The organism is Mesorhizobium sp. NPDC059025, assembly GCF_042739655.1.
Lineage (GTDB): Bacteria > Pseudomonadota > Alphaproteobacteria > Rhizobiales > Rhizobiaceae > Mesorhizobium.
Window position 1 is genome coordinate 59,100 of sequence record NZ_JBHYIM010000013.1, and the last position, 24,974, is coordinate 84,073.

Below are 24,974 nucleotides of genomic sequence, written 5' to 3' on the forward strand. Positions count from 1 at the left end.
CTCAATTCGTCTCCGAGATCATTCCGACACAATCGCGATGGATGAAATCCGTCCCGGTTCGTGTTAACCGGTGGTTTACCAAACCGCGAGGCAAGGCAATGCCGGAAGCAGGCGAGACCGTTACCCCGATCAATCAGGCACGCAGCAAGCTGTCGGAAGCCGTTCGCGACGTGAAGAACGCGCTGGCCGACCGCGACGACGTCGTCGTCGACATGCGCGAAGCCCATCGCATGCGCCTGGAGCTGCTGGCGTCGGAGTTGTCGCCGGTCTTTGCTGATGTGCCCTCCGATATCGATTTTTTCGATTTCGCGCTGTCTTCGGGACTGCAGCCGCGACTATGGATTGACGCCGTCAGCCATGTCGCGATGGGTCGCGATCGTCGAACCTATCGTTTCGTCAAGGATACGCGTCTAGGCCGTGTCGTTCTGGCCGAATCCCAGGACATGAAGGTCGTTGGCGACCAGGTCACCCGCTATGTCGCCGAGCGTCTGGTCGAACGGCAGCGCCTTATGGAAGGCGGCATCGAACCAATGGAACGGCCAACGCCTCAAGCCGGTCCGGAAACAGAGGCTGAGCCCAAGGCAGGAGCCCGGACACATGGGCGCACGATCCTTGGCTGGCTTGGCCTTGTGCTGGTCGGCGTGCTCGCCGGCCTCGCAGTCTCGGCCGCGCTGTTTTGGGACCGCCTGCTGCCATTGATCGAGACCCTCAGACCGTAGATCTTTCCGGTTCGACACCAAGCTCCAGTGTCTGAAGATCGGCGATCACGAGCGCGGGTCCGGTGATGCCGCGACGTGTCAATCCGATGCGCCAGCCATTCGCGGTTTTCTCGATCTCGATCAGATTGTATTGCGCAGCAGGGTGCCGTCCTCCCGGCCCCTGCCCCGCAGCGGCAACGCCCACAACCGGCAACCGATGGACCCGCCCGACCCAGAACAGTGTCGGATCATGCGAATGGCCGTGCAGCACCAGTTCGGCGCCATGCCGCTTGACGATGTTCTGAAACCGGCGGATGCCGAAAAGCCGCTTGGTTTGGGCCACCGCTCCGCGGATCGGCGGATGATGGATGAGGATCACCCTGCAGAGGCCCTGCTTGCCGGTTTGGTCCAGAAGCTGCGCCAGACGCTCAGCCTGCTTCTCTTCGAAGAAGCCGTTCGCCATGAAAGGTGCGGTCGCACGCGCGGTCGATACGCCGATCAGTGCTATGTCACCGCGACGTCTCAGATAGGGAAAACTTTGGCGATCGACGTGGATGTTGGCGCCGTCACCGCTCATCCACGGCGCCCATGCACGGCAAGCCTTGTCGAAGGCGCCGGGTACATAGGCGTCGTGATTGCCGGGAACCACGGAAACGTCGCCTGGCGATCCGAGCATTTCCAGCCACAAGCGGGCCATTTCGATTTCGCTGTCGAGCGCCAGGTTGACCAGATCGCCGGTCACGGCAATGTGGTCGGCACCATTTGCCTTGATATCCGCCACCAGCGTGTCGATGACGGCATCGTGCATGGTACGGCGGCGGTTGCGTTGCCAGTTGACATAGCCCAGCACGCGCTTGGAGGCGAGATCGCGATACGATACACCGGGCAACGGACCGAGATGGGCGTCGGAGAGATGCGCAAGCCTGAACATGAAACCTTCATAAGCGACCGATCGCCCGCAATCCACCTGTGGTTCACCTGAAATGACCGGCACCGATCCCGAACAATCCTTCCGTCAGACCGGCTGGCCTCACCTCAGAGCGAAACTCTTCCACACCTTGTTCGTGCTGAAGCGACCAATGACCCTTGGCGTGCGCGGCCTGGTTCACGACCGCGAGCGCAATGCGATCTTTCTCATCCGCCACACCTATGTCCCGGGCTGGCAGTTGCCGGGAGGCGGCGTAGAGAAGGGAGAGACCATGGGAGAAGCGCTCGTCCGGGAACTCGAGGAAGAAGGCAATATCGCGATCTCGGCACCACCGGCACTGAAATCGATCCACTTCAACAGGACCGCGAGCCCGCGTGACCATGTCGGGTTCTATCTGGTGGAGGCTTTTCACCAGACCGAGCCGAAGCGGCCTGATCATGAGATCGCCGAGGCCGGCTTCTTCCCGCTCGACCAACTGCCGGAAGGCACCACGCCAGCGACGCTCAGGCGTATTGCCGAGACATTCCAGGATACGGCGGTTTCCCCCTACTGGTAGATCAGGCGGCCTTTCTCAACCGGGTGCGGTCGTGTGGGGCTAGGTGATCAAATTGAGGTCCGAGCGGAATGATGCCGGTCGGATTGATGTTGCGATGACTGGCGTAGTAGTGCGCCTTGATGTGACGCATGTCGACGGTCTGCGCCACGCCTGGGACCTGGTAGAGATCGCGCAGGTAGTTCGACAGGTTCGGATAGTCGGCAATGCGGCGCAGGTTGCATTTGAAGTGGCCGACATAGACCGGATCGAAACGAATAAGTGTGGTGAAGAGACGCCAGTCCGCTTCGGTGATGTGATCGCCGACAAGATATCGCTGGCGCGACAATCTCGCCTCCAGACCGTCGAGCGCCGCAAACAGCTCTCCGAAAGCCTCTTCATAGGCAGCCTGGTTGGTCGCGAAACCCGCCTTGTATACGCCATTGTTCACAGCGCCGTAGACCTGCCCGTTGACCGCCTCGATCTCGGTCCGCAATGCAGGCGGATAGAAGTCTGCCGCCGCATCTCCCCATTCGTCGAATGCCGAGTTCAACATCCGGATGATCTCTGACGATTCGTTGGAGACGATTGTCTGTTCCTTCTTGTCCCACAGCACCGGCACGGTAGCCCGGCCTGAATAGGCCGGATCAGCCCTCGTGTAGATCTGATGCAGGAAGTCGAGACCATAGAGGGTGTCGCCAGTCGCACCGTCTTCGGTCTGGAAGGTCCAGCCGTTTTCGAGCATCAGATGATGGACCACCGAGACGGTGATCACCGTTTCCAGCTTCTTGAGCACCCTGAAGATGAGCGTGCGATGCGCCCAGGGACAGGCGAGCGAAACATAGAGGTGATAGCGATCAGGCTCTGCCTTGAACCCCCGCGAGCGACCTTCCGCCGGCATGCCGTCGACGGTTATCCAGTCGCGCCATTGCGATTGGGAGCGTTCGAACCTGCCGCCGCTGCTGTTGGTATCGTACCAGCGGTCCTGCCATTTGCCATCGACCAGCAATCCCATCGACCATTCCTCCTGTCTTGCGACTGCAATCTAGGGGGCATGCCGGACCTGGGGAATGCGTTTTGGCTGAACACACTGTCAAACGCTGGCGCAACGCCGCTCAAAACACCGATTGCGATCCTGAAAGTTTGATGCTAGCGGACAATCCGCATGTTCGACTTTGCAGGAATCCGGTTCGACCGACGACGAAAGATCGCCCGCGCTTGAAGCGCTGACTGGCGAACGCTGCCGCTTGCAGCAACCTTTCCTTGCATACCGGAACGCAAAGACCATGAGCCTTGCCGACGTGACCTACCTGCCGGAAACCCCGGCGCACGACCCCGAAATCGAACTGATCAACGAAGAAGCCTTCGGGCCCGGACGTTTCGCTCGTGCGGCCTACAAGATTCGCGAAGGCGGCCCTCATGAGCGCGATCTTTCCTTTGTCGCCATGAATGGCGGCACGGTGATCGCATCGGTGCGCATGACCCGGATCATGGCAGGCTCCGGCAAGGCAATGCTTCTTGGTCCCCTTGCCGTGCGGCCGGCGTTCAAGAACCTCGGCATCGGTCGCAAGCTGGTGGCCATGGCGCTGGAAGCCGCCGCACAGGCCGGTTCGGCCTGCGTCATCCTGGTTGGCGATGAGCCTTATTACGGCCCGCTTGGCTTCAAGCGGATCCCGCGCGGACAGATCGCCATGCCAAGGCCGGTCGATCTCGACCGTCTTCTGGCACATGAAATCGAACCGGGCGCAGTGGCCAGACTGACAGGCATGGTTCATCACGCCGACCAGGTCGGTGTCGGCGAACCGGCGTAACGCCGGGTCACCACCACCTGATGCCTTGGCTGTTGCAGCGTTTGCTGCGCCCCCCTAGCATATCCCGACAAGCAAGGAGAACAGCGCATGAACCCACACGGCCAGATCGCAATCGTGACCGGGGGCGGCTCAGGCCTTGGTGAGGCGACAGCGCGCGCGCTTGCGGCCAAAGGTGCCAAGGTCGCCCTTTTCGATGTCGGCATCGACCGCGCCGACAAGGTGGCGGCAGACATCGGCGGCATCGCGGTCAAGTGCGATGTCTCCAGTGCCGAGAACGGGGCGGCGGCGGTGGCCGAGGTTGCAAAGTCGCTTGGAGAGCCACGCATCCTGGTGAATTGCGCCGGCATAGCGATCGGTGTGAAGACGGTTGGCAAGGATGGTCCGCATCCTCTCGATCAGTATCGCAGGGTGATCGAGGTCAACCTGATCGGCAGCTTCAACATGATCCGGCTGGTTGCGGACCGCGCCGCCAAGCTCGAACCTCTGGCCGGCGGCGAACGCGGTGTCATCGTCAACACCGCCTCGGTCGCGGCTTTCGACGGACAGATCGGGCAAGCCGCCTACTCCGCCTCCAAAGGCGGCGTTGTCGGCATGACATTGCCCGTGGCTCGCGACCTTGCCCGCTCGGGCATCCGCGTCTGCACGATCGCCCCAGGCATCTTCAAGACCCCGATGATGGCCGGCATGCCGCAAGATGTGCAGGACTCGCTCGGTGCCGCCGTACCCTTTCCTTCCCGGCTTGGCGAACCGTCTGAATATGCGGCGCTGGCATTGCACATCGTCGAAAACCAGATGTTGAACGGCGAAACCATCCGACTGGACGGTGCCATCCGCATGGCACCGAAATAGGCCATGGCGGAAGCCCCGCCGCAGGAAACCAAACGTGGGCCGCTGGCTGGACTTGCCGTGATCGAGATGGCGGGACTGGGTCCTGTCCCGCTCGCCGCTCTCATGCTTTCCGAGATGGGAGCGACGGTACTGCGGATCGAGCGCGGCAACGCCGGCCGGCAATTCCTGCAGCTGCCGGCCGAATATGATATCGACCGGCATGGCCGCGATGTCCTTGTCGTGGACCTGAAACGCCCTGAGTGCACGGACCTGGTGCTGCGGCTCGCCGCGAAAGCCGATATCCTGATCGAAGGTTTTCGGCCGGGGGTGATGGAAAGGCTTGGTCTTGGGCCTGACGCGGCCTTGGCGCGCAATCCGGCGCTGATCTACGGACGCATGACGGGTTTCGGGCAGGATGGTCCCCTTGCCGACCGCGCCGGCCACGACATCACCTATCTCGCCTACTCAGGCATCCTGCATGCCATCGGCCATGACGGCGAAAGGCCGGTTCCCCCGATCAACCTGGTTGGTGACTATGGTGGCGGAACCATGATGCTGATGACAGGCTTGCTTGCGGCGCTGTTCCAACGCTCTCGTGGCGGCAAAGGGCAGGTTGTCGACGCGGCCATGGTCGAGGGAGCTTCGATGCTGACCCTTCCCATCCAGGCCGCGATGGCCACCGGTCTTTGGAATGATCGGCGAGGCGTCAACCTCCTCGATTCCGGTTGCCCTTTTTACGATACCTACGAAACTGCCGATGGTCGCCACATCGCCATTGGATGCCTCGAGCCACAGTTTTTCGCGGAATTCGCTCGTCTGCTACCGCTTGGCCAACAACTCGCGGCAGGTCAGTATGATCAGAAACTCTGGCCCCGGATGCGTCAGGCCATAGCCGTCCGGGTGCAGGAAAAATCCCGCGACGAATGGGATCGGTTGTTTGCCGGGACCGATGCCTGCGTAGCGCCGGTATTGTCTTTCGCCGAAGCACGGCAGCATCCGCACAATCGTGCACGCGGCGCCTTTGTTGATGTCGGCCGCTTTACCAGGCCGGCACCCGCTCCTCGTTTTTCGGCGACCCCCTCCGCGGCAAGCGAACCGCCTGCCGAAAACGAACGCCCGGTCGCCCGGATCCTGGCGCGCTTCGGTTTTCAGGAAGCCGAGACCGCAGCCCTTGTCAAAGCCGGTATCATCGGCTGATAAGTGGATCATGATGTTCAGCTTATGATGGTGACTGCCGTGGAACAACCGACGAAAGACGTCATCCGGGAAACCGACGCTCAGTCGATCCAGCTGGCTAAAACTCTGCTTCGCACCGCCCGCTACGGCGCGCTTGCCGTCATCGACCCGGCTTCCGGTTCGCCGCTTGCCAGCCGTGTTGGCGTCGCAACCGATATCGATGGCACGCCGCTGATCCTGATCTCCATGCTCGCCCCCCACACGGGTGCGTTGCTCGCCGATCCACGCTGTTCCTTGCTGGTCGGCGAACCAGGCAAGGGAGACGCTCTCGCCCATCCGCGCATGAGCCTGGTTTGCCTTGCCACCCGACTGGAGCGGGGGGCGAACGAGCAGTTACGAGCAGAACGCCGCTATCTCAACCGCAATCCCAAAGCCAGGCTTTACGTCGGCCTCGGGGATTTTTCCTTCTTCCGGCTCGACGTCGAACGCGCCTCGCTCAATGGCGGTTTCGGCAAGGCTTATCTGCTGGATCGTTCGGATCTGATTGTGACTGGTGCCATAAATGACGCACTGGCTGAAAGCGAGCAGTCAGCCCTTGATCACATGAACAGCGAACATCTCGACGCCGTGATGGTTTATGCCCACCACTATGCCAAGGCAGAAAGCGAAGGCTGGACACTGGCCGGGTTCGACGCAGATGGAATGGATCTGGTCAGCGGCAACCGGATGGAGCGTGTCTTCTTTCCCAAACCACTGGAAACACAGCAGGATCTGCGCAAGACACTGGTCGAGATGGCGAAGGCTGGCCGCGCTGCGGCAGCGCACGAGACCGTCAGCTCTTGAGCAAACGGCAGACGAACAACCACAGAGTTGTGACTTAAGGTTGCATCCACACTTGCATCACTTAATAAAATTAGTGTATGAGTGAATCATAACGCCATTGCCCCCATGGCTTCCGTGATGAACAAAGGTGGGCATCTGATGCTTCCAGAAAACCAGGTCTCCGATACCGAAACCGCAGCTGCGTTCCTCACACTCATGGGAAACGAGAAGCGGCTCGCCATCATGAATCATCTCATTGATGATGAGCTGACGGTAGGCACGATCGCCGAAAAGGTGGATCTCAGCCAATCTGCTCTTTCGCAGCATCTGGCAAAACTGCGGGCCTTTGGTCTGGTCCAGACGCGCCGCGACCGGCAGATGATCTATTATTCTTGCCGCTCGGATGCCGTTCGCCAGCTGCTCCGTACCTTAGGCTCGATTTTCGGAGGCAGCTCCGAGCCCCAGCAGCATTCGCGATTTCTCGGTACCGGCAAATAAACACGACAGATCGCTCCGGTTGTATTGGCGGTCCACCAAAGCAGGTTGGACCGGCAGCGCCGAGCTGCTGCGAAGTGCTGCGAGCGACATGGCTTCCGAAATGAGGCTCATCCGGCTATAGCCCCAGCGAAGCGTCTTATCTGCGATCTGTCGGCGAAGACGTAAACTCTCGTCGCGGGCGCCGATGGAAACCATTCGTATTGATGATCCGGAAGATCCCAGGGTCGCTCCATATCTCGACATTCGCGAACGTGATGTCGTCGGCAGGCAGGGACGCTTCATTGCCGAAGGCAAAGTTGTCCTGAATGTGCTTTTGAACGGCAGTCGCTTCCTGGCTGAATCCGTGCTCGTTCTGGAAAATCGCCTCGCGGGTCTCGAGGAAGTTTTCGAAAGAGCACCGGTACGAGTGCCTGTCTACGTGACCGGTCGCGAGGTCATGGATCGCATCGCCGGTTTTCCCATTCACCGCGGTATACTGGCCGTAGGAGAAAAGGGCACACCGTTACAGATTGACGACATCCTCCGCACGCTTCCGCAAAAGGCTTTGATTGTCGTCGCCGTTGGCATCGCCAATCATGACAATCTGGGCGCAATCTTCCGCAACGCAGCTGCATTCGGCGCCGATGCCGTGTTCATCGACCCGACGTGCTGCGATCCTCTTTATCGCAAGGCAATCCGGGTTTCGGTTGGCGCTGCGTTGAAGGTGCCGTTTGCTGCCGTTCCGGATCCCGCCGTCCTGGCGGCCGACCTCGTGACCCGCGGCTTCGAGAGTTTTGCGCTCTCGCCGAGTGGCGCAACGGATATTCGTGGCGTCAAACCCGGTAAGAAGACGGCTCTTTATCTTGGCACGGAAGGAGAAGGACTGCCGCCACCTCTGCTGGCGCGAATGCGAACGTTGCGCATCAACATGGCTGAAGGCTTTGACAGCGTGAATGTCGCGGCGGCCTCGGCCATCGCCTTGCACCACTTCTCAGCAAACGCTCGTTAAGCCTCGGCGTCCCCCGGCACGACCGAGAAGTCGCGGGTGCGATAGGTCAGCCCGGCGAAGTGGTCTTCTGCAGCGCCCGCACGCGTTCGGCGATGCTGCGGATTGCCGCGCGGTCCTTGGCGGCGCTTGCGCTGGCCTCCGGAGAGGCAAGCGCCTTGGCGACTTCCGAATTCGGCCCCTCCAGCGCAGCGGTCAGCGTTATGATCTCGGCAGCGAGATCCTGCATCTGCTCACGCAGAAGCGTACCCTCGCGCAGCTCTCTCGCCCCGCCGTCGAGCTGGCCGTTCTCGAAGGAAGCGGCCCCTCGCAGCTTCTTGTTCTCGCGAACAAGCGTCGTCAGCCTGGCCTCCAGCCGTTCGCGGTCGTTGTTGAGCTTGGCGACCGCCTTTTCGGTGTCGCCGCCGGCAGCGCCCGACAGCAAGGGAGAAAGCTGCATCGCCGCGCGGTCACCCTGCAGGCGCTGCCCGTCATTGACCGCAGTAGCTTGCCCGTTTGCAGGAGTTTCGGCCTGCAGCCCCTTCTTCTTCATCTCTTCCTTCAGCCTTGCCAGTTCTCGCTCACGTCGCTCCAGCGTTTCGTCGCGGTCCGCCAATGTCGAGAGAAGACGTTCGAGTTTCTGTTCCCGGTCCGCCAGCTTCTTCTTCTCGTTTGCCAACGCATCGATGGCGGCCTTGCCTTCAGTCACGATATCCTGATGACGCTTGTCCGCTTCCTTGCGTTGAGCACGCAGAACGGAGATGTCGTTGTTCAGTTTCTCGATCTCGGATTCGCGCGCCACCAGTTCGATCTGCCTGTTGGACGACGAGAAGCTGGCCTCCTCGTAGAGCTGATCGAGTTTCTCGATCTCCTCTTTCTTTTTCGCCGCATCCACTTCGAGTTTGGCGAGTTTTTCCGACATGCGCTCGATTTCAGCCGCGCGCTGCGCCAGTTGCGCTTTCAACTCCGTACCAGCAGTCTCCAGCGCTGCGATCATCTCCGCTTTGCGGGCTGCTTCGCTCGCCGCCAGCTTCAGCTCTTCGCGAACGCGATTGACCTCGACGAAACGATCGTTGGCCATCTCTTTCGAGGTCTTGGCGTCCATCTCCAGGCGGCGTGCCGTCACCGCAAACTCGGCACGCAAGCGATCTTTGTCCGCGGTGATTTCCGTGGCGGTGAGCGGCATTGCCGCCTGAATTCGCTTTTTCGTCAGGGCAACCGCCCGTCGCCAGGCGGCAGGCGCGATCAGGATGACCAAAAATCCCGCACAGAGGAAACCAAGGAGGAAGAAGAGGATCGACTGAACCAAGATGGTCTATCCGTTGAGTTCGGCCACTTGTGCCAACCAGACGAAACTTTGCATGGTCTGACAGGCAAAATCCAGTATTCGCATGCGTATTTCTGCGGATTGGAGAGCTCTTTCACAACCCGCAGATCAATGTCACCTGGCTGGATCAGAAAGGGTTCCAGGTCGGCTGCTGCGTGAGCTTCAGGTAACCCAGGTTAACGCCAAGCCTGGCGCCGACGCCGGTGCGGATCGGCACAAGAAGCACGTTGCCCGACTTGAGAACATTGAAGCCAAGGCCCGCGATGACGTAGGCAGAGCCTGCGACACCGGCAAAGCGATTGTAAAGGTTGCTGACATCGTCGAGATTATAGACCAGCACCATGACCCGAGACCCCTGCCCGCCGAAATCCCAGCCCAGGGACGGGCCCTGCCAGTAGACTTTGTGGTCGCCGGCATTCTTGGTGTAGAGTTTGCCTTCGCCATAGGTGAGACCGCCTACGAAAGCGCCCGAGCCTTCCTCCCCCAGCACGTAGCCATTGGGCAAACCGTAGGTGGAGAAGATTTTCTCGACGACAGTGGCAAGCCCGCCTGAGGTTTCACCGAAGAACTTGTGGCCTGAGTCGACGATTTCCTGGGACGTGTATTGCTGGGCGTACGAAGCCTGGAGCGAAAGGGTGAAAAAGCCCAACAGGGCGAATGTCAGGGCGAGAGCGCGGGGAATGCGCCAATCGCGAAATCGGGAATGCATGCTTCCAATCTCCGTCTGGGAGCACCTTCGCCGACGCCTCGCACCCGCGACTCTCAATCGGCCGCTTCCGGTGCCATCCCTTGGCAAACTATGCCGTAATTCTTTTTCAACCATTAAGCTCTCACATGATGATGGCGGTTCGAAGGCTGGTCGGTATGTTTTCTTCCGACCGGTCGGCGCGATGCGCCCAGGGACGATCCCGGATTGGTTGCTCCACCCGAACGCGCCGTATATCCAGACGGAACTGGGAAGAGCGTGATTCGCGCGGTCGGTGCGATGGACGAATGTCCGGGCACTATTGCATCTTTTCGAGGTTTCCATGGCTGACCTTTTCACCCTTACCCCCTCCGAACTCGCCGCACTGCTTTGCAGCAAGGTCTGCCACGACATCATCTCGCCGGTCGGCGCGATCAACAACGGCCTGGAACTGCTGGACGAAGGTGGCGCCGATGAGGATGCCATGAACCTTATTCGCCAGAGCGCCCGCAATGCGTCGGCCCGGCTGCAGTTCGCACGGATAGCCTATGGTGCTGCCGGTTCCGCTGGCATGCTCATCGATACAGGTGACGCAGAGGCGGTCACGGTTGCCTATCTGAAGAATGAAAAACCGGAACTGACATGGACAGGCGGCCGCGCCCTGCTGCCGAAGAACAAGGTCAAGTTGCTGCTGAACCTTGTCCTGATCGCCAATGCAGCCATTCCACGAGGCGGGAGGCTCTCCATAACACTGGAAGAGCTGGAAACCGAACCGCGTTTCACCCTTGCCGCAAGCGGTCCGATGCTGCGTGTTCCGCCGAAATTTCTCGAACTTCACTCTGGTGGCAAGCCTGAGGAGCCGATCGACGCCCATTCGGTACAGCCCTATTATACGCTGCTGCTGGCGCGAGATGCCGGCATGACGATTACGATCCGCGCCACTGCGGATGAGATCGTTCTCCTGGCCACCTAATCACTGGCATCGCCGAATTTTGTTCCCTGACGGGGCCTTATTTGCATGAGACGGGACGTCTGGTGCAAATTTTATGCATTGCCTTTTCCGCTTTTTAAACGCCCTTCGCTAATATTGCGGCGAAGGGCAGGACCTGCACTCGAGGCGGGAAAGAGGGATCGGCATGAAACGCTGCATGTTCGTCGACAAGTCAAGCGTGATCCGCAAGGTCGCCAAACGCATCCTGACCAGCGAAAGCATGCTGGTCATAGAGGCCACGGCCGGCAGGGACGCAATCGACCTCTGCGCCGCGGAAATGCCGGACATCATTGTTTTTGATGTGACGCTGCCGGACATGCAACTCACCGAATTCATCGGCCATATCCGTTCGCTCGGCAGCCCTATCGTTCCACAGATCGTCGCTCTTCTGGTCGAGCTCGATCTCGGCACCATCATGCGTGCCAAACGCGCCGGCGCACACGGTTACCTGCTGAAGCCCTTCAACCGTGTCCAGTTGCTGGATCGTTTTCGCGCGCTGCAGGCAAGCCGCGACACGACACGCGCCCGGGCGCCGGCTCCAACAAAAAACCCGGCACAGGCCGGGTCCTTTGATGTTCGATTGTAGCTTCGATCAGGCGCTTTCGCGGATCTCTTCCGGTTCGCGCAGCACATAGCCGCGCCCCCATACCGTTTCGATATAGTTCTGACCACCGGAGGCCGCGTCGAGCTTCTTGCGCAGCTTGCAGATGAAGACGTCGATGATCTTCAACTCCGGCTCGTCCATGCCACCATAAAGGTGGTTGAGGAACATTTCCTTGGTCAGCGTGGTGCCCTTGCGCAGCGAGAGCAGCTCCAGCATCTGATATTCTTTGCCCGTCAGATGTACGCGCTGGCCGCTGACTTCCACGGTTTTGGCGTCGAGATTGACGATCAGTTCGCCGGTCGCGATGACCGACTGGGCATGGCCCTTGGAACGGCGCACGATGGCGTGGATGCGGGCAACCAGTTCGTCCTTGTGGAACGGCTTGGTCATATAGTCATCGGCGCCGAAACCGAGACCGCGCACCTTGTCCTCGATGCCGGCCATGCCTGACAGGATCAGGATCGGCGTCTTGACCTTGGAGAGGCGCAGCGTGCGCAGCACTTCGTAGCCCGACATATCCGGGAGGTTCAGATCCAGGAGAATGATGTCGTAGTCGTAAAGCTTGCCGAGATCGACGCCCTCCTCACCGAGATCGGTGGTGTAGACGTTGAAACTCTCGGATTTGAGCATCAGTTCGATGCTCTGGGCGGTTGCACTGTCGTCTTCTATCAGCAGAACGCGCATTTTATTCCCCTTTCTGCTGCCGAACCTGACCCGTCCGGGACCGGAGCAGTGATTGCCTGAGCCGAAGCTGCCACTGAATGGTTAACAAATCCTAATTTCGCGTTCGAAGCGATACCAGAAATTTTAACCTCTTTCCACACACACTTGAATCCAAAGACGATTCATCGCGTCAAATTTTGATTCGGCACATTAAGAAAGCACCGTAACCGACTCAACGGACTCATCTCTTACGTCCCGCGGCCGGGTCGAAATTTTTACCCGGCCTTAAGCCCTGACCCGTATGATTAACAATGCCCGTAAACGAATGGTTACCGTTCGGAAAAAATCTTAGGACTTTGTTTTCCATAGAGTTCCGAAAATCGGGGGGGGAACACGGGCAACACGGAAGCCTCGCAAGGCCAGCGGGGCGATAGTGCAAGTGTGCGTTGGCAGGAGTACCGAATCATGAAGTCACGCGAGAACCTCGTTCGACTGAAGCAATTTCAGGTGAATGAGAAACGCCGGCAGCTTCTGCAGCTGGACATGATGATCGCCGAATTCGAGCGCATGGCCGGAGAACTGGAGTTCCAGATCACCGCCGAAGAAAAGAAAGCCGGCATCACCGACATCAACCACTTCGCCTATCCGACCTTCGCCAAGGCCGCACGACTGCGGCGCGACAATCTCCGCAACTCGCAGGCGGACCTCGCTCAGCAGCGCAGCGCGGCTGAAGCACTGCTTAATGAAGCCGAAGCCGAATTGGCGAAAGCGGAACTGCTGGAATCACGTGATTCGCGGGTACGTGAGCCGGAAACCGGCGGTCGGAGTGCAATGATCGGCTAGCCCGAGCTCTCCGCTAGACTTCCTTCACCTCAGGCCGACTTCACAGGCCAGCCTCTGCTGTATTAGCGGGCCGGGGCTTGCGCGCTGATTTCCTCCGCCGCGAGGCGCGCGCTTCTGATATCGGGCACATGCACTTCGGACCAGGAACGAATCTGGTCGAGCAGACCGGCAAGGTCATGCCCCAGCGCGGTCAACTCATATTCCACCCGCGGTGGAATGACCGGGAAAATCTCCCGTCGAACCAGCCCATCGCGTTCCAGCGTACGCAGCGTCTGGGTCAGCATCTTGGGCGTGATGCCTTCCATCTTCCGAGCCAGCTCACCATGACGCATGCGGCCACGCCGCAACGCACCCACCGTCAGATAGACCCATTTGCTCGACAGCATCTCCAGTACGGCATGCGACGGACAGGTCCGCCGGAACGCGTCATAACCATAGGGTTCGCAATCATCGCTATACATGAGGTACCTATATATCAAAATGGTACGTACTGGACAATGGATATATACTATCTTTTCTATAGTGTCATTCGAAACGGGAGACACCCATGCGTGCCATTGTCCAGACCAGCGTCGGCGGGCCTGAAGTATTGACCATCGGAGATCACCCTACCCCGGAGCCAACCAAAGGAGAGGTACTCGTGCGTGTTCATGCGGCAGGCATCAACCCGGTGGATGCTGCCGTCCGCAGCGGGGCCTATCCGCTGCTCGGCGAACCACCTTTCACAGTCGGCTGGGATATCGCCGGCGTCGTCGAGAAGCTTGGTCCGGACGCGACCGGTTTTGCGGTCGGAGACGAAGTCTTCGGTATGCCGCTGTTTCCCAGGGAAGCCGCGGCCTACGCCGAGTTCGTCGCGGCCCCAGCCAATGAGCTCGTCCTGAAACCCAAGGCGATCGACCATATCCATGCCGGAGCCCTGCCCCTCGCCGGATTGACCGCATGGCAGGGATTGGTCGGAGCGGCGCAAATCGGGGCCGGTCAGCGAGTCCTCGTTCAAGCCGCCGCCGGCGGCGTCGGACACCTTGCTGTTCAGATCGCCAAGGCGCGCGGTGCCTATGTCGTGGCGACGACGAGTTCCTCAAAGCTCGATTTTGTTCGCGGTCTCGGCGCCGACGAAGTCATCGACTACACGGCGACGCGTTTTTCCGATGTGGTGTCGGCCATCGACACCGTCCTGGAGCCGATCGGTGGTGAAAACGCGGAGCAAGCGCTCAAGGTCTTGAAGGACGGCGGTACGCTGGTTTCACTGCTTGGCATTTCCGACAAGGCCAAGGCCGAAGCCAGGAAACGCGGCATCCGCCATGAGCATATTTCAGTTGTTCCGGATCAGGCAGGTCTGGGCGAGCTGGCCAAACTCATCGATGCGGGAAAACTCATCGTCCATGTCTCCAGGACATTCCCGCTGGAACAGGCCGGGGAGGCTCATGCATTTCTGGCGACCAAGCCCACGGGAAAGATAGCGCTCAGGATATGAAGCGCGGCATCAAACGAAAAGGCGCGGAATCCGCGCCTTTTTCATTCTCGAAACCAGACCCGTCAGTGCCGATATTGCTGAATACGCGTCGTGCGCAGCCCAGCCAGGCCATATTCGTCGATGGAGGCCTGCCAGGAAAGAAATTCTTCCGTCGTGAGTTTGTAGCGCTGACAGGCTTCATCGAGGCTGAGCAATCCGCCCCGCACCGCAGCAACCACCTCCGCCTTGCGTCGAATAACCCAACGGCGGGTGTTCGTCGGCGGCAGATCGGCAATCGTAAGAGGGCTGCCGTCAGGCCCTATAACATATTTGACTCGCGGTCTAACCAGATCGGTCATCGTACTCTCTACTGAAAACTCACAGAACCAATCCCTGCCACAGTACCGCCACAGCTTTAAAAATTGCCTAAGCGGTTGCTCATGGATAAGTAATGTTCGTGAACGTCACGTTAGGCTTTCCGTAAGCTTTTGAGACAATTGCCCGACATTGCGCCAAAACATGCCGGATCCTGGCCGATATCCGCATCCTGAAGGGATCAGGGGCCCGAGCAAATGTCGGAAATCAAAGCAACGGCTGGCACGCCTGCTTATGCTGGCGCCTGCGCGACCTATGCCCTATATAGTCTGGGCCGCTTGTTTGCGGCCTGAATTCGGAATTGACATGATGAACAGCCTGGACCTTCCCGGACGCCCAGAAGACACGCGCGTCGTCGTTGCCATGTCTGGCGGCGTCGATTCCTCGGTCGTTGCCGGCCTTCTCAAACGCGAAGGCTATGATGTCGTCGGCGTTACCCTGCAGCTCTACGATCATGGCGCAGCCACCCATCGCGCAGGCTCTTGCTGCGCTGGCCAGGATATCGAGGACGCGCGCCGGGTTTCGGAAACCCTTGGCATCCCTCACTACGTGCTCGATTACGAGGAACGCTTCCGCAAGGCTGTGATCAACCCGTTCGCCGAAAGCTACGTCGCCGGCGAGACACCGATCCCGTGCGTGTCTTGCAATCAGACCGTCAAGTTCGCCGACCTTCTTGCAACGGCCCAGGATCTGGGCGCCGACGCTCTGGCGACTGGCCATTATATCCGTTCAGGGGCCAACGGCGCCCATCGTGCCCTGTACCGCCCGGTCGATGCCGATCGTGACCAGAGCTACTTCCTGTTTGCCACCACCCAGGCACAGATCGACTATCTGCGCTTTCCGCTTGGCGGTTTGCCCAAGCCGGAAGTGCGGGCCATGGCTGAACAGATGGGCCTCGTTGTGGCCGCCAAGCAGGACAGTCAGGACATCTGCTTCGTGCCGCAGGGCAAATATTCCGACGTCATCGCCAAGTTGAAGCCGACAGCCGCCAATCCGGGCGACATCGTACACATCGACGGCCGGGTGCTTGGCAGGCATGACGGGATCTTGCGCTACACCATCGGCCAGCGCCGTGGCATCGGTGTCGCCTCCGGCGAACCGCTTTATGTCGTTCACCTCGACGCTGACCGTTCGAGGGTCATCGTCGGGCCGCGCGAGGCGCTGGAAACGCACAAGATTTACCTGCGCTCCATGAACTGGCTGGGCGACGGCGCCCTTGCGGCCATTCCGCCCGGCGGCCTTGAACTGTTCGCCAAGGTGCGCTCGACACGCCCGCCACGGCCTGCCGTTCTGCATCATCGCGACGGCCGCACCTGGGTCGAGCTGGTGGACGGCGAGTCCGGCATCGCGCCGGGTCAGGCCTGCGTGCTCTATTCCGACGATGGCAACGAGGCCCGGGTCTTCGGCGGCGGCTTCATAGAGCGGTCGGAACGCGGCGCAGAGGCGGAAGCCATGCTGAGCCGCCTGACCGGAAAGTCTTCGGCTATCGCCGCGGAGTAATACCGATTTCGAATGACCTGGAGCGCGCAACCGCGCGCCCGACCAGCGATCCTGCCTTAAGTGTCAGCCGGCGATGCGGCCGTGGGTGACCGTGCCCGCGGTCAGGATGCGCAGCACCCTGATCGCTTCTTCCCCGTCCGTACGTGGCTCGGCCCGTGTTTCAATGCACTCGAGAAAGTGCTGCAGCTCGCGGGTCAACGGCATTCCCTGCTCGACCGCGACATAGGTCGGCTCGTTGCTGGTGGCGGCCCACTGGCCGCTGTCTTGCCAAACGGCGTGATGGTAGACCGCAAGCTTTTTTTCCCAGGGTTCGACGTCGTCGAAGACCGCCATCGCCTTGTCGCCGACCACCGTCAGCCGACGTTCGCGATAGGGGTTGAGCCGCGAAGCAAAGAGATGGCTTCTAAGATTGTTCGGGAAGCGCATATGCAGATGCGCGAAATCGCTGAGATGGTCGAGCAGTGCCGCCCCTTCGCCCCGTACTTCCAGCGGCTCGGTGCCTGTAAGAGCCAGGATCATCGACAGGTCGTGCGGCGCCAGATCCCATAACGCATCGTTCTCGGTGTGGAACTTGCCGAGACCGAGACGATGCGAATGGATGTAGCGGATTTCGCCAAGCTCGCCGGCATCGACCAGTGCCTTCAGCTTCTCGAAGGCGGGATGGAAACGCAGAACGTGACCAACCATGAAAACGCGGTGATTGTCCTTTGCCGCCTGAACCGAGCGCTCGGCATCCGGGACTGTCAGCGCGATCGGCTTCTCGACCAGCACATCCTTGCCGCTCTCGACGGCACGGATCGAGAGATCGGCATGGAATTGCGGCGGCAGTGCCATGACGATGGCGTCGACATCCTCGCGCTTGAAGAGGTCGTCCGGCGCGATGGCAAGGCAGTCCTGTTCGCTGGCAAAACCTTCAGCGCGCGCAAGATTGGCATCTGAAACCGCATGGAGTGCGCCCAGCCCTTTCAGCGTCCGGATATGGTTGCTGCCCCAGTACCCGCATCCGAGGACTGCTATACGCGGTTTCATCAAATAGGAACTCAAGCATTTCGCGCAAAAATCGTGGTTGAGACATAGCGGTGCCCTTCGCCGAACTCAACCCCGTCACCTTCGCCTGTTGGGCTGGCCGATTGCCGATGCACCATTTTTCGATGAGCCGGCACAATGAGCGTCCAATCATCGGCTGGGTCGGGGTCGTTGGCGCCAACCGCGCCCCAATGCCGGCCGCCCCCAAAAACACCCTGCATTGCCTCTGCCCCGGCCGTCCGGCAGAACCTCGCGAACATATGTGAGTTTCTCTGATTTCTGCCCTGTCTCCGTGCTTGACAGGATTACCACCACCCCCTTATATCCGCGCGACCTTGGCGTCGACCTTTTGGCCCACTTCTAGAAGTGGCTTCCATGGATTGGTGCCTCCCTGATGGCGGGGTAGCTCAGTTGGTTAGAGCACGGGAATCATAATCCTGGGGTCGGGGGTTCAAGTCCCTCTCCCGCTACCATCGTCCCCGACGCAGTTGTTCGCATGTTTGGGTAGACCTCTGGAGCTTCCATCCGGAGCGCCAATTTGCCTTGCAATTCGAGCTAACCTGTTACGTCTGAAATCCTGGCGCGCAGCATAGGTACGAACCCCGCGGTGTTCCGGCGCACCATGGCGGGCCTCAGGAATGCAGGTACGTGCATTCTGGCAAAGGGCATGGTGGAGGGTGGCCCCTCGCTCGCCTCCTCAGCCGCATCAGCCTTTTAGATGTGCATACTGCGCTCGGCTGAAATTATTCAGCCGGATGCTGCAGCATGCTGAGCCCGCCATCCACGACCAGGCACGCAGCGTTCATGAACGGGCATTCGTCGGAAATCATGAAAACGGCTGCCTTGGCGATTTCGCCCGGCGTCGCAATGCGCCTGCCTGGATGCATGGCAAGCGTCCTTGCCTGGGCGGCCTCAGGATTGGGAAACGAATTCCAGTACTCGATCGCCTTTTGTGTCTCGACATAACCTGGGGCCAAAGCATTTACGCGCACGGCGTGGGCCGCATATTCAAGCGCCAGCGCCTTGGTCATGCCAAGCAGCGCATGCTTTGCGAGAGGATAGGGAAACGTGTGCGGGATAATGGTGAACGCATGGGTGGAGGCTATATTGAGAACGGCGCCTCCGCCATTTGCGATCATGCCAGGCAAGATTGCCCGGCAACAATTCCATGCTCCCTTAAGGTTGATATCGAAACAGCGATCCCACTCGGCGTCACTGGTTTCGAGCGGCGCGTGAAAGACATTGACGCCGGCATTGTTGATCAGCGCGTTCACGGGACCGATGGTTTCCGCGGCTTCGGCCACGGCGGCTTCGATGGCGCGAGCATCGGTGATGTCAGCAGCAGCAAAACCCAATGCGTCAGGCGGTGTTCCGAAGGTATCGACAGTGCGAGCAAGCAAGTCGCTATCCCGGTCGACGAGGAAAAGGCACGCGCCTTCCGCCAGGCACTGCCTGGCAATGGCCTCCCCTATGCCTTGCGCAGCCCCGGTAATGAAAATGCGTTTGCCAGCGAGCCGCTCACCCATTCCTGTTCATCCCAGCTTGACCATGGAAGTGACTGACATCTCAGGCGTCATTCGATTGCTTTCAGGACAGGCGTCTCCACCCGCGCCTACCGGCGTCCAAGCGCAGTGGAACGCAGATTGTCGAGCAGAACGGCGATAAGCAGGATCACGCCACGTACGATATATTGGTAGAAGGCCGGGATATTGAGCAGGTTCATGACGTTTTCGGCAATGCCCATGATGAGTACACCGACGATGACACCCGACATGGTTGCCCTGCCGCCGGCCAGTGAAACGCCACCCAGCACGCATGCGGAAATCACCGAAAGCTCCAGCCCGACCGCCGCGTTGGGCTGACCCGAGGTGATGCGGGAAGCCAGCAATATTCCAGCTACTGCACAGGTGAGGCCCTGGAGGGTGAATATCCAGATACGCGTCATGTCGACGTTGACGCCAGCGAGCCGTGATGCCTCGGGATTGCCACCCACAGCCAGTGTATTCTTTCCGAAAACAGTACGGTTGAGCACGAAGCCGAACGCGACGAACAGCAGGACCAGTACCCAGATCGGTGTCGGCACACCCAGGAGTTTCGACAGCGCGAGCTGGTAGAAATTGGGATCGTTGATGCCGACGGCTCGACCGTCGGATGCGATAAGCGCCAGCCCGCGCACGATCTGCATGGTCGCCAATGTGGTGATCAGCGCATTGATGCGAAACTTGGCGATGACCACTCCGTTGATAGCACCGACGATCGCGCCGCAAACCAGGGCAGCCAGCAGCCCCAGCAGGATGGATCCCGTTGCATTCGAGGCCATGACTGCGACCATGCCGGCGAATGCCACGTTGGAACCGACCGACAGGTCGAAATCCCGCGCCGCCAGACAGAACATCATCGTGCAGGCGACGATGCCGACCGTGACCACCGATTGCAGCAGGCCCAGCATGTTGCGTTCCGTCAGGAAGTTTGGAACAAGCAGTGAAACCAGCACGAATGCCAGCACGAAGATGACCACCAAGCCTTGCTCGCCGAGGAGGATCTTCTTGAGCGATGTTTGCATGGACAAGCTCCTCAGGATGCGATCGCTGCCGGCACGCTCTTGTCCGGTAAGGCAGCGGCCAGTATTTCGCGTTCGTTGAAACGGTCGCGCGTCAATTCAGCCCTTATGCGTCCCTCGCACATGACGTGGATGCGGTCACAGATACCCATGATCTCGGGCAGTTCGCTTGAGATGACGACGATCGCCATGCCACTTTCGGCAAGCTGATAAAGGATCTCATAAATCTCGGACTTTGCGCCGACGTCGATGCCGCGGGTGGGCTCGTCGACGATCAGCGTGCCGATCCCCTGTTCGGAAAGCCAGCGCGCGAGAATGACCTTCTGCTGGTTGCCGCCGGACAGATTGACGACATCCTGCCTGCGCGAGGGTGTGCGGATCTTGAGCTTCTGGATGAACGTTTCGGCCGTGTCCGCTTCCAGCTTCCTGTCGAGCAGCCCCAGGCGCGCATTGTGACGCCGTGAGGAGATGTTGATGTTTTCTTCGATCGAACGGCCCTGGATGATGCCGTCATATTTGCGATCTTCCGAACAGAGCACGACACCCGAGCGTATGGCATGATGTGGATCGGAGGCCGTAACGGCCTTGCCATCGACGTGAACTGTGCCGGCCCAGCGCGGATCAGCGCCGAAGACCAGACGCATCAGCTCGGATCGGCCGGCGCCGATCAGGCCGAAGAACCCCAGAACCTCGCCCGAACGCGCCACGAAATCGGCCGGCTGCCGCAGCTTTTCGCCCGCGACCCCGTCGACCTTGAGGCGAACCTCGCCGACCGGCCGGCCGCGCCAGCCCCAGACATTGGAAATCTCGCGTCCGACCATTTCGGCAACGACCTGGTCGCGTGTCACCCCCGCCAGACGCGGGTGATGGGCTGCAAGCTTGCCGTCGCGCAGGACAGTCAGGCTGTCGCAAAGACGGAAGACTTCGCCCATGCGATGGGAAATGTAGAGGATGACTTTGCCCTCGGCCCGCAGGCGATCGATCAGCGAGAAAAGGATCTCGCTTTCGCGGGACGAAAGTGAGGATGTCGGCTCATCCAGCGCGATTACCCGCGCATCCAGCATCACGGCCTTCGCGATTTCGACCATCTGGCGTTCGCCGATGGAGAGTGTCTTGATCTTGCGCCGGGGATCGATATCGATGCCGGACGCCTTCAGCTTGCCGCTGACATCAGCGAACATCTGGTTGGTCTGGATTATGCCGCCATTGTTCGGGAAACGTCCCAGGTACAGATTTTCCGCGACCGTCAGTTCCGGGACAAGTTGCAGTTCCTGGTGGATGACAATCACGCCTGCATGGAAGGCATCGCGTGTCGAATGATAGTGCTGGGCATGGCCATCGATCCTGACCTCGCCGGTATCCGCAGCCTGGTCACCGGAAAGAATGCGGATCAGCGTCGACTTGCCGGCACCGTTTTCTCCCATCAGGCCGTGTACCGCACCCTTCCCGACGCCGAACGACACCCCCGAGAGTGCCTTGACGCCCGGATAGGATTTGGAGATTTCGGAAAATTCGAGAAACGACATCAGCTGTGCCCCGGAGCGGCGGCGGACAGGAGCCCGCCGCCATCAGGTTGATCTGCCCGAACCTATTCGAGACCAAGATCCTTGCGGACCTTCTGGTAGTCGTCCCGCTTTGCAAGGGAGCCGGAAGTCAGGATCAGCTTTTCCGGATCCTTGTTGTCGGCGATCCAGCTGTACATGTTGAGCGACGTCTCGTAGCCATGGCGCTTCGGTGAGATGATGACGCTGCCGACGAAACCGGTTGGCTGCGGCTTCTTGAATTCGTTGATTGCCGAATCCGCCCCGCCGATGCCGACGCCGATAACGTTGGCAGCCGGAATGCCCACGCTCTCGGAAGCCCGAACCGCGCCAAGCGCCGCCTCGTCGTTGAGACCGAAGGCGACCCATTTCTTGATATCCGGATGGGCGTTGAGCACGACGGTCGCGGCATTCAGCGCGGCTTCCGTATCGGTCTTGGCCTGCGGCGCGTCGAAGATATTGGAGGTCTTGAAGCCGTTACTTTTCAGAACCGAAATGGCACCTTCGACCCGGTCCACTGCGGTTGGCAGTTGATCGTAGGAAACGCGGATTGCCCCGACTTCGTCGGCATTCCAGCCACGTGCCTTCATCTCATCGACGATCGCCTGCCCCACAGCTTCACCGATCTTGGTGGCCGAGATGCCCATATGCGGCACGTCTTCCAGGGGCTTGCCGTCGGCGCCGACCAGACGGTCATCGACGGTCATCAGCTTGAGATTGTTCGCTGCCGCTTTGGCGACGATGCCAGGCCCCAGCTTGACGTCGGGTGTACAGACAACAAAGCCCTGGACACCTTGCGCGCCCAGATTGTCGATCGCAGACATCAGCTTCTCGCCGTCTTCCGCGCCGATCTTCACCAGCGTGAAGCCTTTTTCCTTCGCAGCCTGGTCAGCGAATTTCCATTCGTCCTGGAACCAGGGCTCCTCAGGCTGTTTGACGACGAAACCGATCTTTACGTCCGCAGCATAGGCCGGCGCACCCATGACAATGGCGGTAACGGCAAATGCGCTGGCGACGAGCGCCTTTTTCAGAAATCGCATGGTTTCCTCCCAGAACGCGACTTGGGCTGCGAGCCCTCCCGGATCAGTATTTCATTTTATCATACCAGTCAATTGCCTTGGTATGATAAATGGGGTAACAGAATGGGAGTTGGGAAGATTGCGATAGCCGCTGTCCCCAGTAGTCTCGGCCAGGGAATCAGGAGATCGCCCGCGAGGGAGGAACACATGGCTGACGCGTCGCAGGGATTGTCGGACAAAAAATCAAAGATGCTGCGCCCCCGTGTCATGACGGACATCACACGCGTGATCGCGTCTGACATATTTTCGGGCCGCTACAAGCAAGGCAGCTTCCTGCCGACCGAAAACGACCTGGGTGCCGAACACGGCGTCAGCAGAACCGTGATACGCGAGGCTTTGAAGGTTTTGGCCGCTAAGGGACTGGTGCTGAGCCGTCCCCGCGTGGGCACGATCGTCTGTGACGAGGACAACTGGAACATCATTGATTCCCAGGTGCTTGCCTGGCACGCGCCGCATGCGCTGGACGACAAGCTGTTCGACGCCATTCTCGAAACACGTCGGGCGATCGAGCCGCTTGTGGCGGAACTTGCCGCGACGCGAGCGACCTTGCGTGAAATAGCTGACCTGGAGATGGCGTGGGACGGAATGGCAAACGCAGCCGAGGACATCGTCAAGTTCTCGCGATCGGACATCGCCTTTCACCAGATCCTCTATCGGGCAAGCCACAATCCCATCTTCAGGCAGATCGGCGGGATGATCGACACGGCGCTGAGGTTTTCACTCGAGGCCACCGCCGTGATCTCGCTTGATCGACGCGCCGAGGCGGTGGAAGCCCACCGCGAAGTGGTGGAGGCGCTGCGGCTACGCGACGGTGACGCGGCGAGGAAGGCGGCCGACCACATCCTCGATCTCGCGGCCCGCGACCTGGTGAGCGCCAAGCAAATCAAGAACAGCTGATCCGGACCCGACAAGATGAAGATCACCACCCTCACCACCTATATCGTGCCACCGCGCTGGCTGTTCCTGAAGATCGAAACCGACGAAGGCATCAGTGGCTGGGGTGAGCCAGTCGTCGAGGGGCGCGCGCTTACTGTCGAAGCCGCCGTGAAGGAGCTGGCGGACTATCTCGTCGGCAAGGATCCACGCCTGATCGAGGATCATTGGTCCGTGATGCATCGCGGCGGTTTCTATCGCGGCGGCCCCATCCTGATGAGCGCCATCGCCGGCATCGACCAGGCGCTCTGGGACATCAAAGGCAAGGCACTCGGTGTGCCGGTGCATGAGCTCCTGGGCGGGCGCTGCCGCGACAGCATCAAGGTCTATTCCTGGATAGGCGGCGACCGGCCTTCGGAGGTCGCGGATGGCGCCAGACAGGTCGTCTCCCGTGGGTTCACCGCACTCAAGATGAACGGCACGGAAGAATTGCAGATCGTCGACAGCCACGACCGCATCGACGCCGCGGTTGAACGCGTGGCGACGGTGCGCGAAGCCGTCGGGCCGCATGTCGGCATCGCTGTCGATTTCCATGGTCGCGTGCATCGACCCATGGCCAAGGCACTTGTCAAGGAATTGGAGCCCTATCGGCTGATGTTCATCGAAGAGCCCGTGTTGAGCGAGAACCGCGAGGCTCTGAAGGAAATCGCCGCCATGTCGTCTGCCCCGATCGCACTCGGCGAACGCCTCTACAGTCGTTGGGACTTCAAGCATGTGTTCGAGGAAGGCGCCGTAGACATCATCCAGCCGGACCTGTCACACGCAGGCGGCATCACTGAATGCCGCAAGATCGCCGCCATGGCCGAAGCCTACGATATTGCGGTGGCTCCGCATTGTCCGCTTGGGCCGATTGCGCTGGCCGCCTGCCTGCAACTCGACGCGGTGAGCTACAACTGCTTCATCCAGGAACAGAGCCTCGGCATCCATTACAACAAGGCCAACGACCTGCTCGACTACGCCAAGAACAAGGACGTCTTTCGCTACGACAAAGGCTTCGTCGCCATTCCCGATGGCCCCGGACTGGGCGTCGAAATCGATGAGGACTATGTCAGGGAACGCGCCCGGGAAGGCCATCGCTGGCGCAATCCGGTCTGGCGCCATGCCGATGGATCCTTCGCCGAGTGGTGATGAGCGGAG

At 60.1% G+C, this 24,974-nt stretch carries 27 protein-coding genes, 1 tRNA gene and 1 pseudogene; 17 read left to right on the forward strand and 12 right to left on the reverse strand.

The genetic code is table 11. The features are described from left to right. The first annotated feature begins 98 nt into the window (after nucleotides 1–98). On the forward strand, nucleotides 99–719 hold the full coding sequence (locus tag ACFWYE_RS25225; RefSeq protein WP_379114956.1) for a hypothetical protein: 621 nt from the start codon (nucleotides 99–101) through the stop codon (nucleotides 717–719). Here the strand turns inward: ACFWYE_RS25225 and ACFWYE_RS25230 are convergent. Beyond that, nucleotides 709–1,629, reverse strand: coding sequence for a metallophosphoesterase family protein (locus ACFWYE_RS25230; protein ID WP_379114957.1), 921 nt, complete (start codon nucleotides 1,627–1,629; stop codon nucleotides 709–711). The genes ACFWYE_RS25225 and ACFWYE_RS25230 overlap by 11 nt on opposite strands. Nucleotides 1,630–1,681: 52 nt before the next feature. On the opposite strand from ACFWYE_RS25230, the gene ACFWYE_RS25235 reads away from it, so the two are divergent. Next, the gene (locus tag ACFWYE_RS25235; protein WP_379114958.1) at nucleotides 1,682–2,182 is read left to right on the forward strand and encodes an NUDIX domain-containing protein; all 501 of its coding nucleotides are present in this window, start codon (nucleotides 1,682–1,684) and stop codon (nucleotides 2,180–2,182) included. 1 nt (nucleotide 2,183) lies between these two features. On the opposite strand, the gene ACFWYE_RS25240 is transcribed toward ACFWYE_RS25235, so the two are convergent. Continuing rightward, entirely contained in the window at nucleotides 2,184–3,173 is a 990-nt protein-coding gene (locus ACFWYE_RS25240) for a glutathione S-transferase family protein (protein ID WP_379114959.1), read from the reverse strand. 271 nt (nucleotides 3,174–3,444) lie between these two features. Between ACFWYE_RS25240 and ACFWYE_RS25245 the strand changes: the two genes are divergently transcribed. From ACFWYE_RS25245 to ACFWYE_RS25270, 6 genes are all read left to right on the forward strand, one after another. Beyond that, nucleotides 3,445–3,969: a GNAT family N-acetyltransferase gene (locus ACFWYE_RS25245; protein ID WP_379114960.1), complete on the forward strand. Its 525-nt coding sequence runs from the start codon at nucleotides 3,445–3,447 to the stop codon at nucleotides 3,967–3,969. A gap of 87 nt (nucleotides 3,970–4,056) precedes the next feature. Continuing rightward, on the forward strand, nucleotides 4,057–4,818 hold the full coding sequence (locus tag ACFWYE_RS25250) for a 3-hydroxyacyl-CoA dehydrogenase (protein WP_379114961.1): 762 nt from the start codon (nucleotides 4,057–4,059) through the stop codon (nucleotides 4,816–4,818). A 3-nt stretch (nucleotides 4,819–4,821) separates the two neighbouring features. Further along, the gene (locus tag ACFWYE_RS25255) at nucleotides 4,822–5,994 is read left to right on the forward strand and encodes a CaiB/BaiF CoA transferase family protein (RefSeq protein WP_379114962.1); all 1,173 of its coding nucleotides are present in this window, start codon (nucleotides 4,822–4,824) and stop codon (nucleotides 5,992–5,994) included. Between the two features lie 27 nt (nucleotides 5,995–6,021). After that, nucleotides 6,022–6,816, forward strand: a complete 795-nt coding sequence (locus ACFWYE_RS25260) for a HugZ family protein (protein ID WP_379115035.1) — start codon at nucleotides 6,022–6,024, stop codon at nucleotides 6,814–6,816. Nucleotides 6,817–6,954: 138 nt separating this feature from the next. Continuing rightward, entirely contained in the window at nucleotides 6,955–7,293 is a 339-nt protein-coding gene (locus ACFWYE_RS25265; protein WP_379072945.1) for an ArsR/SmtB family transcription factor, read from the forward strand. Between the two features lie 184 nt (nucleotides 7,294–7,477). Beyond that, nucleotides 7,478–8,281: a TrmH family RNA methyltransferase gene (locus ACFWYE_RS25270; protein WP_379067488.1), complete on the forward strand. Its 804-nt coding sequence runs from the start codon at nucleotides 7,478–7,480 to the stop codon at nucleotides 8,279–8,281. Between the two features lie 46 nt (nucleotides 8,282–8,327). Here the strand turns inward: ACFWYE_RS25270 and ACFWYE_RS25275 are convergent, their stop codons facing one another. Further along, on the reverse strand, nucleotides 8,328–9,566 hold the full coding sequence (locus tag ACFWYE_RS25275) for a hypothetical protein (protein WP_379114963.1): 1,239 nt from the start codon (nucleotides 9,564–9,566) through the stop codon (nucleotides 8,328–8,330). Between the two features lie 145 nt (nucleotides 9,567–9,711). Further along, nucleotides 9,712–10,293: a DUF1134 domain-containing protein gene (locus tag ACFWYE_RS25280; protein ID WP_379067482.1), complete on the reverse strand. Its 582-nt coding sequence runs from the start codon at nucleotides 10,291–10,293 to the stop codon at nucleotides 9,712–9,714. A gap of 319 nt (nucleotides 10,294–10,612) precedes the next feature. Here ACFWYE_RS25280 and chpT point away from each other — a divergent pair, with 319 nt between their 5' ends. Continuing rightward, a complete protein-coding gene (gene chpT, locus ACFWYE_RS25285) occupies nucleotides 10,613–11,242 on the forward strand; it encodes a histidine phosphotransferase ChpT (RefSeq protein WP_379067480.1) in 630 nt (209 codons plus the stop codon). 163 nt (nucleotides 11,243–11,405) lie between these two features. Next, the gene (locus ACFWYE_RS25290) at nucleotides 11,406–11,846 is read left to right on the forward strand and encodes a PleD family two-component system response regulator (protein ID WP_379114964.1); all 441 of its coding nucleotides are present in this window, start codon (nucleotides 11,406–11,408) and stop codon (nucleotides 11,844–11,846) included. Between the two features lie 6 nt (nucleotides 11,847–11,852). Here ACFWYE_RS25290 and ctrA read toward each other — a convergent pair whose 3' ends face one another. Then, nucleotides 11,853–12,548 (reverse strand): response regulator transcription factor CtrA, encoded by a 696-nt coding sequence (ctrA, locus tag ACFWYE_RS25295; RefSeq protein ID WP_054311454.1) that lies wholly within the window; start codon nucleotides 12,546–12,548, stop codon nucleotides 11,853–11,855. 444 nt (nucleotides 12,549–12,992) lie between these two features. Between ctrA and ACFWYE_RS25300 the strand changes: the two genes are divergently transcribed. After that, nucleotides 12,993–13,370, forward strand: a complete 378-nt coding sequence (locus ACFWYE_RS25300) for a flagellar export protein FliJ (protein ID WP_129413727.1) — start codon at nucleotides 12,993–12,995, stop codon at nucleotides 13,368–13,370. A gap of 62 nt (nucleotides 13,371–13,432) precedes the next feature. On the opposite strand, the gene ACFWYE_RS25305 is transcribed toward ACFWYE_RS25300, so the two are convergent. Next, nucleotides 13,433–13,831, reverse strand: a complete 399-nt coding sequence (locus tag ACFWYE_RS25305) for a winged helix-turn-helix transcriptional regulator (RefSeq protein ID WP_379114965.1) — start codon at nucleotides 13,829–13,831, stop codon at nucleotides 13,433–13,435. Nucleotides 13,832–13,917: 86 nt separating this feature from the next. Here ACFWYE_RS25305 and ACFWYE_RS25310 point away from each other — a divergent pair, with 86 nt between their 5' ends. Further along, on the forward strand, nucleotides 13,918–14,844 hold the full coding sequence (locus tag ACFWYE_RS25310) for an NADP-dependent oxidoreductase (RefSeq protein ID WP_379114966.1): 927 nt from the start codon (nucleotides 13,918–13,920) through the stop codon (nucleotides 14,842–14,844). A 62-nt stretch (nucleotides 14,845–14,906) separates the two neighbouring features. Here the strand turns inward: ACFWYE_RS25310 and ACFWYE_RS25315 are convergent, their stop codons facing one another. Further along, complete coding sequence (locus tag ACFWYE_RS25315; RefSeq protein ID WP_013529904.1) at nucleotides 14,907–15,182, reverse strand: DUF1153 domain-containing protein; 276 nt, start codon at nucleotides 15,180–15,182, stop codon at nucleotides 14,907–14,909. Nucleotides 15,183–15,507: 325 nt separating this feature from the next. Between ACFWYE_RS25315 and mnmA the strand changes: the two genes are divergently transcribed. Then, complete coding sequence (gene mnmA / locus ACFWYE_RS25320) at nucleotides 15,508–16,698, forward strand: tRNA 2-thiouridine(34) synthase MnmA (protein WP_379072944.1); 1,191 nt, start codon at nucleotides 15,508–15,510, stop codon at nucleotides 16,696–16,698. 63 nt (nucleotides 16,699–16,761) lie between these two features. Here the strand turns inward: mnmA and ACFWYE_RS25325 are convergent, their stop codons facing one another. After that, nucleotides 16,762–17,727 (reverse strand): Gfo/Idh/MocA family protein, encoded by a 966-nt coding sequence (locus ACFWYE_RS25325; RefSeq protein WP_379067472.1) that lies wholly within the window; start codon nucleotides 17,725–17,727, stop codon nucleotides 16,762–16,764. Nucleotides 17,728–18,120: 393 nt separating this feature from the next. Between ACFWYE_RS25325 and ACFWYE_RS25330 the strand changes: the two genes are divergently transcribed. Further along, a tRNA-Met gene (locus tag ACFWYE_RS25330) sits at nucleotides 18,121–18,197 on the forward strand. A 101-nt stretch (nucleotides 18,198–18,298) separates the two neighbouring features. Next, nucleotides 18,299–18,462, forward strand: a pseudogene (locus ACFWYE_RS25335) (Rrf2 family transcriptional regulator); the annotation flags it as partial. 5 nt (nucleotides 18,463–18,467) lie between these two features. On the opposite strand, the gene ACFWYE_RS25340 reads toward ACFWYE_RS25335, so the two are convergent. The 4 genes from ACFWYE_RS25340 to ACFWYE_RS25355 form a co-directional block, all read right to left on the reverse strand. Further along, nucleotides 18,468–19,250, reverse strand: coding sequence for an SDR family oxidoreductase (locus tag ACFWYE_RS25340; RefSeq protein ID WP_379114967.1), 783 nt, complete (start codon nucleotides 19,248–19,250; stop codon nucleotides 18,468–18,470). Between the two features lie 86 nt (nucleotides 19,251–19,336). After that, on the reverse strand, nucleotides 19,337–20,287 hold the full coding sequence (gene araH, locus ACFWYE_RS25345; RefSeq protein WP_379114968.1) for an L-arabinose ABC transporter permease AraH: 951 nt from the start codon (nucleotides 20,285–20,287) through the stop codon (nucleotides 19,337–19,339). Between the two features lie 11 nt (nucleotides 20,288–20,298). Continuing rightward, on the reverse strand, nucleotides 20,299–21,810 hold the full coding sequence (gene araG, locus ACFWYE_RS25350) for an L-arabinose ABC transporter ATP-binding protein AraG (protein WP_379114970.1): 1,512 nt from the start codon (nucleotides 21,808–21,810) through the stop codon (nucleotides 20,299–20,301). Nucleotides 21,811–21,872: 62 nt separating this feature from the next. Beyond that, the gene (locus ACFWYE_RS25355; RefSeq protein WP_379067464.1) at nucleotides 21,873–22,865 is read right to left on the reverse strand and encodes an arabinose ABC transporter substrate-binding protein; all 993 of its coding nucleotides are present in this window, start codon (nucleotides 22,863–22,865) and stop codon (nucleotides 21,873–21,875) included. A gap of 186 nt (nucleotides 22,866–23,051) precedes the next feature. Between ACFWYE_RS25355 and ACFWYE_RS25360 the strand changes: the two genes are divergently transcribed. Both ACFWYE_RS25360 and dgoD read left to right on the forward strand, forming a co-directional pair. Next, complete coding sequence (locus ACFWYE_RS25360; protein WP_379072943.1) at nucleotides 23,052–23,801, forward strand: FadR/GntR family transcriptional regulator; 750 nt, start codon at nucleotides 23,052–23,054, stop codon at nucleotides 23,799–23,801. Nucleotides 23,802–23,816: 15 nt separating this feature from the next. Next, nucleotides 23,817–24,965 carry a galactonate dehydratase gene (gene dgoD / locus ACFWYE_RS25365; protein WP_379114971.1) on the forward strand — a complete coding sequence of 383 codons (1,149 nt, stop codon included), beginning with the start codon at nucleotides 23,817–23,819 and terminating at the stop codon, nucleotides 24,963–24,965. The last annotated feature ends 9 nt before the right edge of the window (nucleotides 24,966–24,974 follow it).

Excerpts from the sequence above, each read along its gene's own strand:
- ACFWYE_RS25270 (WP_379067488.1), top strand. The coding sequence starts at position 7,478 with ATGGAAACCATTCGTATTGATGATCCGGAAGATCCCAGGGTCGCTCCA.
- ACFWYE_RS25230 (WP_379114957.1), bottom strand. The coding sequence starts at position 1,629 with ATGTTCAGGCTTGCGCATCTCTCCGACGCCCATCTCGGTCCGTTGCCC.
- mnmA (WP_379072944.1), top strand. The coding sequence starts at position 15,508 with ATGAACAGCCTGGACCTTCCCGGACGCCCAGAAGACACGCGCGTCGTC.
- ACFWYE_RS25325 (WP_379067472.1), bottom strand. The coding sequence starts at position 17,727 with ATGAAACCGCGTATAGCAGTCCTCGGATGCGGGTACTGGGGCAGCAAC.
- ACFWYE_RS25265 (WP_379072945.1), top strand. The coding sequence starts at position 6,955 with ATGCTTCCAGAAAACCAGGTCTCCGATACCGAAACCGCAGCTGCGTTC.
- araH (WP_379114968.1), bottom strand. The coding sequence starts at position 20,287 with ATGCAAACATCGCTCAAGAAGATCCTCCTCGGCGAGCAAGGCTTGGTG.
- chpT (WP_379067480.1), top strand. The coding sequence starts at position 10,613 with ATGGCTGACCTTTTCACCCTTACCCCCTCCGAACTCGCCGCACTGCTT.
- ACFWYE_RS25225 (WP_379114956.1), top strand. The coding sequence starts at position 99 with ATGCCGGAAGCAGGCGAGACCGTTACCCCGATCAATCAGGCACGCAGC.
- ACFWYE_RS25260 (WP_379115035.1), top strand. The coding sequence starts at position 6,022 with ATGGTGACTGCCGTGGAACAACCGACGAAAGACGTCATCCGGGAAACC.
- ACFWYE_RS25360 (WP_379072943.1), top strand. The coding sequence starts at position 23,052 with ATGGCTGACGCGTCGCAGGGATTGTCGGACAAAAAATCAAAGATGCTG.
- ctrA (WP_054311454.1), bottom strand. The coding sequence starts at position 12,548 with ATGCGCGTTCTGCTGATAGAAGACGACAGTGCAACCGCCCAGAGCATC.
- ACFWYE_RS25355 (WP_379067464.1), bottom strand. The coding sequence starts at position 22,865 with ATGCGATTTCTGAAAAAGGCGCTCGTCGCCAGCGCATTTGCCGTTACC.
- ACFWYE_RS25290 (WP_379114964.1), top strand. The coding sequence starts at position 11,406 with ATGAAACGCTGCATGTTCGTCGACAAGTCAAGCGTGATCCGCAAGGTC.
- ACFWYE_RS25245 (WP_379114960.1), top strand. The coding sequence starts at position 3,445 with ATGAGCCTTGCCGACGTGACCTACCTGCCGGAAACCCCGGCGCACGAC.
- ACFWYE_RS25240 (WP_379114959.1), bottom strand. The coding sequence starts at position 3,173 with ATGGGATTGCTGGTCGATGGCAAATGGCAGGACCGCTGGTACGATACC.
- ACFWYE_RS25235 (WP_379114958.1), top strand. The coding sequence starts at position 1,682 with ATGACCGGCACCGATCCCGAACAATCCTTCCGTCAGACCGGCTGGCCT.
- ACFWYE_RS25310 (WP_379114966.1), top strand. The coding sequence starts at position 13,918 with ATGCGTGCCATTGTCCAGACCAGCGTCGGCGGGCCTGAAGTATTGACC.
- ACFWYE_RS25315 (WP_013529904.1), bottom strand. The coding sequence starts at position 15,182 with ATGACCGATCTGGTTAGACCGCGAGTCAAATATGTTATAGGGCCTGAC.
- ACFWYE_RS25305 (WP_379114965.1), bottom strand. The coding sequence starts at position 13,831 with ATGTATAGCGATGATTGCGAACCCTATGGTTATGACGCGTTCCGGCGG.
- ACFWYE_RS25340 (WP_379114967.1), bottom strand. The coding sequence starts at position 19,250 with ATGGGTGAGCGGCTCGCTGGCAAACGCATTTTCATTACCGGGGCTGCG.
- ACFWYE_RS25300 (WP_129413727.1), top strand. The coding sequence starts at position 12,993 with ATGAAGTCACGCGAGAACCTCGTTCGACTGAAGCAATTTCAGGTGAAT.
- ACFWYE_RS25255 (WP_379114962.1), top strand. The coding sequence starts at position 4,822 with ATGGCGGAAGCCCCGCCGCAGGAAACCAAACGTGGGCCGCTGGCTGGA.
- ACFWYE_RS25250 (WP_379114961.1), top strand. The coding sequence starts at position 4,057 with ATGAACCCACACGGCCAGATCGCAATCGTGACCGGGGGCGGCTCAGGC.
- dgoD (WP_379114971.1), top strand. The coding sequence starts at position 23,817 with ATGAAGATCACCACCCTCACCACCTATATCGTGCCACCGCGCTGGCTG.
- ACFWYE_RS25280 (WP_379067482.1), bottom strand. The coding sequence starts at position 10,293 with ATGCATTCCCGATTTCGCGATTGGCGCATTCCCCGCGCTCTCGCCCTG.
- araG (WP_379114970.1), bottom strand. The coding sequence starts at position 21,810 with ATGTCGTTTCTCGAATTTTCCGAAATCTCCAAATCCTATCCGGGCGTC.